Below are 7,692 nucleotides of genomic sequence, written 5' to 3' on the forward strand. Positions count from 1 at the left end.
GTGTTGGGTGTGGAGCGGGTGGGGGTGGAGGAGGGTTTCTTCGATCTGGGTGGGCATTCGTTGTTGGCGACGCGGTTGGTGTCGCGAGTGCGGTCAGAGTTTGACGTCGAGGTGCCGGTCGGGATGGTGTTCGAGGCGCCGACGGTGGGCGGGCTGGCTCGTCGGGTGGCCAGGGGCGCGGTAGGACAGACGGGCCGAAAGCGGCCTGAGCTCGTGCGATGTGATCAGCGGCCGCAGCCGTTGCCGCTGTCGTTCGCCCAGGGCCGTTTGTGGTTTCTGTATCGGTTGGAGGGCCGGTCGGCTACGTACAACATTCCGCTGGTGGTGCGGTTGTCGGGTGAGGTGGATGGTGAGGCGCTGGGGTGGGCGTTGTGGGATGTGGTGGGTCGGCATGAGAGCTTGCGGACGCTCTTCACTGATGTCGATGGGGTGGCGTGCCAGCGGGTGCTGTCGGTGGAGGAGGCGGGCCGTCGGTGGCCGGGCCTGGAGACGGTCATGGTGGGTGACCGGGCCGAGGCCGAACGGGCGGTGGCCGAGGTAGTACGGCACGCCTTCGACCTGGAGGAGGAACTGCCGCTGCGGGCAGCCCTGGTTCAGGACATCACCGACCAGCTACAACCGGCGCGGACATTGGTGCTGGTGGCCCATCACATTGCCGCTGATGGGTGGTCATTGGGGCCGTTGTGGCAGGACGTGGCCGGGGCGTATGCGGCGCGGCGGGAGGGCCGGGCACCGGGGTGGGAGCCGATGGCGGTGCAGTATGCCGACTACACGCTCTGGCAGCGCCAGGTGCTCGGTGCGGCTGATGTGCCGGGCAGTGTGCTGGCCGAGCAATTGGAGTATTGGCGTGTCAAGTTGGAGGGTGTGCCTGAGCGGCTTCCGTTGCCCAGTGATTGGCGGCGTCCTGTGGTGGCGAGTCATCGGGGTGGGACGGTGGGGTTTGTGTGGCCGGGGTGGTTGCATGGTGGGTTGGTGGGGGTGGCGGGTGTGGAGGGTGCGACGTTGTTCATGGCGTTGCATGCGGGGCTTGCGGGGGTGTTGACGCGGTTGGGTGCGGGTGAGGATGTGGTGGTTGGGTCGGTGATTGCCGGGCGTGGGGATGAGGCGCTGGAGGATCTGGTCGGGTTTTTTGTGAATACGTTGGTGTTGCGGGTGGATACGTCGGGGCGTCCTGGGTTTCGGGAGTTGTTGGGGCGGGTGCGGGCGGTGGATCTGGAGGCGTATGCGCATCAGGATGTGCCGTTTGAGTATCTGGTGGAGGCGTTGAATCCGGCGCGGACGTTGGCGCATCATCCTTTGTTCCAGGTGATGCTGGCGCTGCAGAACACCGCACACAGCGGTTTTGACCTGCCGGGCGCGCAGGGCAGGGTGGAGCAGGTCGGTGCGGACACTTCCCGGATGGATCTGCTGATCAGCGTTGGTGAGCGTCATGCGGACGATGGCATGCCTACGGGGCTGGACATCACGGTGGAGTACAACACCGACATCTTCACCGAGCGGACGGTCGATTCGCTCATTCAACGGTGGCGCCGCCTGCTGGAGACAGCTCTCACCGACCCCGACCGGCCCGTCACCGACATCGACCTGCTCACCCCCACCGAGCGCGCCGCACTCCTCCGCCAAGGCAACTCCACCACCGCCCACCTCTCACCCGCCACCACCACCCTCCCCGCCCTCCTGGCCGTCCAAGCCACCCACACCCCCCACGCACCCGCCGTGACCCACAACGGCGAGGTCATGACCTACGCGGCGCTCGATGCGCGAGCGAACAGGCTGGCCCGCGTGCTGATCGTCCGGGGAGTGGGACCGGAGCGCGTGGTGGCTGTGTGTCTGCCCCGCACTCCGGAGGCGATCGTCGCGCTGCTGGCCGTCCTCAAAGCGGGCGGCGCCTATCTCCCGGTCGATCCCGCGTACCCGGCCGAGCGGATCGCGTTCATGCTGGGCGACGCCGGGCCGGTCGTGGTCCTGGCCGACTCCGACACGGTACGGCTCCTGCCGTCGCGGACCCCGGCCCCGGCCTCGGCCTCGACCCCGGCCTCGACCCCCGCCCCAGCGCCGGTGTGCGTGCTCGACTCACCGGACATGGTGCGCGCCCGTGCCGAACAGGACGCCACCCCCGTGACAGACGGTGAGCGGCTGGGGCTGCTCACCGCCGGAAACCTGGCGTACGTCCTCTACACATCAGGGTCCACGGGAACGCCGAAGGGCGTGGCGGTGCAGCACGCCTCCGTGGTCGGGCTGATGGACTGGGCCCGGGAGCGCTTCGGGCCCGAGCGGCTGTCGTCGGTGTTGCTGTCGACCTCGCTGAACTTCGACGTCTCGGTCTTCGAGTTGTTCGCACCGCTGACGGTCGGCGGGCAGGTGGAGCTCGTCGAGCACCTTCCGGCGATGGTGGAGCGGGGCGGCTGGTCCGGCGGACTGATCAGCGGGGTGCCGTCGGTCGTCGCGCAGGTGCTGGGCTCCGGCGTACGGCTTGCCGCGCACGATGTGGTGTTCGCCGGCGAAGGGCTGCCGGCGCGTGTGTTCAACGAGGTCATGCAGGCCATACCGGGTGCGCGAATAGCGAACGTCTACGGGCCGACCGAGGCCACGGTCTACTGCCTGGAGTGGCACTCGGCCGGGGACGAGACGCTCACCCGCCCGGCGCTGACGGGCACACCCCTGCCGAACACCTCCGCCTACGTCCTGGACGCCGAGCTGAAACTGGTCCCACCGGGGGTCGCGGGGGAGCTGTACATCGCCGGCCCGGGGCTGGCCCGGGGCTATCTCGCCCGCGCGGGGCTGACGGCTCAGCGCTTCGTCGCCGATCCCTACGGGCCGCCCGGTACCCGCGCCTACCGCACCGGTGACCTGGTGCGATGGACCGAGGACGGCCAGCTCGACTACCTGGGTCGCGCCGATGAGCAGGTGAAGGTGCGGGGGATCCGCATCGAGCCGGGTGAGGTGGAGGGCGTGCTGGCCACGCATCCCTCGGTGGGCCAGGTGGCGGTGGTGGTGCGCGAGGACCGTCCCGGTGACCGACGGCTGGTGGCCTACGTGGCCCCGACCACCGAGGCGCCCCCGCACCCCTACCCGCACATGCCCGAAGCCAGGCCCGAGGACGGCAGCCCGGCCCCGGCGGTTGTGGACGTGGCGATCCCGGACGTGGCGGAGCTGCGCGCCTTCGTACGGGAGCGAGTGCCCGAGTACATGGTGCCCGCGGCGTTCGTGGTCCTGGACCGGCTGCCCGTCACCGCCAACGGCAAGCTCGACCGAGGCGCCCTGCCCGCACCGGAGTTCACCTCCCGGGCCTCCGGTCGCGCACCGCGCACGGCTGTGGAGAAGACCCTGCGCGGTCTGTTCCAACAGGTCCTGGGCGTGGCAGTGGTGGATGTCGACGACAGCTTCTTCGACTTGGGCGGCGACAGCATTTCCTCCATCCAACTGGTGAGCCGGGCGATGTCGGCCGGGGTGTTGATCACCGCTCGGGCCGTGTTCTTGCGGAAGACCGTGGCCGGGCTGGCCTCCGCGGCGGAGGCGGCACAAGTGGCGGAAGCGGGGCAATCGCCGCAAGCGGGGCAAGCGGCGAAGGTGACGGACGAAGCCGGGACGCCGGCTCCGGTGACGGACGACGAGGTCGGCGAAGTGGCCACCACCCCCATCATGGAGTGGCTGCGCGAACGGGGCGGCCCGGTTGGCGAATTCTGCCAGGCGATGCTGGTCACCGTGCCCGCCGGGGCGGGCTCGGCCCGGCTGAGCAAAGTGCTTGCCGCCGTGACCGACCACCATGACCTGCTGCGGTTGAGGGTGACGGACCGCGACGGAGGACGCTGGTCACTCGAGGTGCCCCCGGCCGGATCCGTGGACACCGCGGCGCGGGTGCGCCAGGTGTCCGGTGGGGCGGACGGACACGTAGGGCGGCGGCTGCTCCAGGAGGAGTTCATGGCTGCCCGGGGGCGGCTCGACCCGTGGTCCGGTGTGATGTGGCAGACGGTGTACTTCGACGCCGGGCCGGACCGTCCGGGCCGGGTGCTGCTGGTGCTGCACCATCTGGTGGTGGACGGCGTGTCCTGGCGGATCCTACTGCGCGATCTGCGGGTCGCCTGGGATGCGGTGGCCGCCGGCCGGCCGGCGGCGCTGGAGCCGGTGGGCACGTCGTTCCGGCGGTGGGCCGCCCTGCTGACGGCCGAGTCGTGCGATCCTGCCAGGGAGGCCGAGTCGCCGTGGTGGGAGCGGACCCTCACCGACGTACGGCCCCTTGCGGACGGGGGCCAGTCCTGGCGGGACGAGGCGGTGGCTGGGCCCGGCACCGCCAGTCTCACCCTGCGGCTTCCTGCCCCGGACACCGAGCCCTTGCTGGGGCGGGTTCCCGCGGTTTTCCACGCGGGAGTGCAGGATGTGCTGCTCGCCGCGTTCGCGGTGGCGGTCGACGCCTGGCGCGTACGCCATGGGCGGGCCGTCGCGGGCGAGCCGGTGGTGGTGGACGTAGAAGGACACGGCCGGTCGCACCGGCTGTCCGCGAACGCCGACCTGGCGCGTACGGTCGGCTGGTTCACCACCCTCTACCCCCTGCGGCTGGAGGCGGGCCCGGTGACGTCGGAGGACGTCACCGGCGCGGGCCCCAGTCTGGGACATGCGGTCAAACGTGTGAAGGAGCAGCTGCGGGCCGTACCGGACCAAGGGCTGGGCTACGGGCTGCTGCGCCACCTCAACCCCCGTACCGGCCCCCGGCTCGCCGCGCTCCCGACCCCGGACATCGGCTTCAACTACCTGGGCCGCTTCACCGAGGCCGACCGCGAGGAACCGTGGATGCCATCGGCCATCGACGATGGCGGGGTCCTGTCGGGGGCCGGTGATGACACCGGAATGCCACCGGCCCATGTGCTGGAGCTGAACGCCGTCACCGTCGACACCTCGCGGGGCCCCTGCCTGACGGCGACCTGGTCCTGGGCGGAGGGGGCACTCACCCAGAGGGAGGTGGACGACCTCGCGCACACCTGGTTCCGTGTCCTCCGGGCCGTCACCGAACACGCCGACCGGCCGGGCGCCGGAGGGCTCACCCCCTCCGATGTGAAACCGGCCGCGCTGACCCAGGACGACATCGAACGCGTCGAAGCAGCATGCGCACCGGCCGCGCTGAGCGACGTCCTGCCGCTGACACCCCTCCAGGAAGGGCTGCTCTTCCACGCCCTCTACGACGACGCCCGCGCCACCGACGACTACGTCGTCCAGCTCGGCCTCGACCTCGACGGACCGCTGGACCGCCACGCCCTGCGCCAGGCGGCCGAGGCGCTGTTGCGCCGCCATCCGAACCTGCGCGCAGGCTTCTGGCACGAGGGGCTGGAACGCCCGGTCCAGGTCGTGCCCGCCACCGTGGCGCTCCCCTGGCAGGAGATCGACCTCCGGCAGCCGAACGGCGATGGACAGGTCAGTGGCGATGGACAGGTCAGCGGCGACAGGCAGCTGAGTGGCGACAAACGGCCAAGTGGCGACAGGCAGCGCGAGGCTCTGCGCGAGGTGGCGGCTGCCGAACGCAACCGGCGGTTCGAGCCGACCAATCCGCCACTCCTCCGCCTCACCCTGATACGGCTCGGCGACCACCGCCACCACCTCCTGCTGACACACCACCACCTGCTGTTGGACGGCTGGTCGCTGCCGGTGCTGATGCGCGATCTGTTCCAGCTCTACCGGAATGGGGGAGTGGCGGGCGAACTGCCGCCCGTCACGCCTTACCGCGACTTCCTCACCTGGCTGGCCGAACGGGACGAGCGGGACCGGGGCGCGGCGGAGGCCGCATGGCGGCAGGTACTCGATGGAGTGGAGGGCCCGACGCTCGTCGCTCCCGCGGCGGGCCCGTCCGGCGCCTTGCGCCCTCCCGAGGAGGTTTTGACGGAGCTGTCCCCGGAGGCCACGTCCGCGCTGACGGCGCTCGCACGCGGCCGGGGGTGGACGGTCAACACCCTCGTCCAGGGTGCGTGGGGCATTCTCCTCGGCAAACTCACCGCAAGCGATGACGTGGTCTTCGGGGCCACCGTGTCCGGCCGTCCCCCGGAGCTGCCCGGGGTGGAGAACATGGTCGGGCTCTTCATCAACACCCAGCCGGTGCGGATCCGCCTGGATCCGGCCGAATCCCTGTCCTCCCTGCTGACCAGGGCGCAGGAGCAGGCGTCCCGGCTCGTCGAGCACCAGCACCTCGGACTGACGGACCTCCACCGCCTGGCCGGTCACCATCAACTCTTCGACACGCTCGTACTCTTCGAGAACTACCCCCTCGACCCGGAAGCACTGCGCTCCCCGTCCGAGGGGCTGCGGGTGGCCGGAGTCGAGGGCCACGACGCCACCCACTACCCGCTGTGCCTGGTCGCCACGCAGCAGCGCTCCCTGCGCCTCCGCCTGGACTACCGCCCCGACGCCTTCGACCACTCCACGGTCGCTTCCCTCGCCCGCCGTCTGGAACGCCTGCTCGCGGCGATGGCCGCCGACCCCGATCGGCCACTGGCCGCCCTCGACCTGCTGACCGCGGCGGAACGACGGCAACTTACCGCGCCGAACACCACCGAGGCGGTCTTGCCGCCGTCCACCGTGGCCGACCTGCTCGCGGCGCGGGCGGCACGCACCCCGGAGGCGCACGCCCTGGTGGCGGACGGGTGCGGCACGGTACTGACCTACGCGGAACTCCACGCGCGGGCGAACCGGCTGGCCCGTGTGCTCATCGAGCGCGGTGCGGGCCCGGAGCGAGTAGTGGCCATCTCGCTTCCACGGTCCGCGGACATGGTCGTGGCATTGCTGGCCGTCATGAAGACGGGGGCGACCTATCTTCCCCTCGACCCGGATCAACCGACCGAGCGGGCCCGCTTCATGCTCCACGATGCGGCCCCCGTCGCCCTCGTGACCACCGAGGCCGGTGCGGCGAAGCTGTCGGGTGCCGGGGCGTCGGTGCCGTGCCTCCTGCTGGATGCCGCCGATACAGAGGCCGCCTTGCGGGACCGCTCGGACGCCGACATCGACGACGCGGAGCGGACGGCCCCGCCCCACCCGCTGAACACGGCCTATCTCATCTACACCTCGGGTTCCACCGGCCGTCCGAAGGGTGTCGCCGTGACACAGCGGTCCCTGCTGAACCTGCTGGTGGGGATGGCCGACGAGCTGGGCCTGGTACCGGAGGACCGCTGGCTAGCGGTCACCACGATCAGCTTCGACATCGCCGCGCTCGAACTGTTCGGCCCGCTCCTGGCCGGCGCCACGGTCGTCCAGGCGACGGCGGACGAGGTCCACGACCCGGCATGGCTGTCCCGGCTGCTGACCGAGAGCGGCACGACGGTCATGCAGGCCACGCCGACGCTGTGGGCGGCGTTGCTGGAACACCATCGAGCCGATCTGACCGGCGTACGGATCCTGACCGGCGGTGAGGCGCTGCCCGTGGCCCTGGCACATGAGATGCGGGGCCGGGTGGCCGATGTCGTCAACGTCTACGGCCCGACGGAGACCACCATCTGGTCCACGCTCTCCCGTTGCTCTGAGGACGGAACGCCGACCATCGGTGGGCCGATCGCCAATACGCGGGTGTATGTGGTGGATGGTGGGTTGGGTTTGGTGCCGGTTGGTGTGGTGGGTGAGTTGTATGTGGCGGGTGTGGGGTTGGCGCGGGGTTATGTGGGGCGTGCGGGGTTGACGGCGGAGCGGTTTGTGTCGGATCCGTTCGGTGGGGTGGGG

At 70.6% G+C, this 7,692-nt stretch carries 1 protein-coding gene; it reads left to right on the forward strand.

Annotated features, from left to right (window positions below; all coding sequences use genetic code 11):
- Positions 1-7,692: non-ribosomal peptide synthetase (locus J2Z30_RS49100; protein WP_209469200.1), on the forward strand; the 7,692-nt coding region annotated here is incomplete at both ends.

Origin of the sequence: Streptomyces iranensis (assembly GCF_017874715.1) — a bacterium.
GTDB lineage: Bacteria > Actinomycetota > Actinomycetes > Streptomycetales > Streptomycetaceae > Streptomyces > Streptomyces iranensis.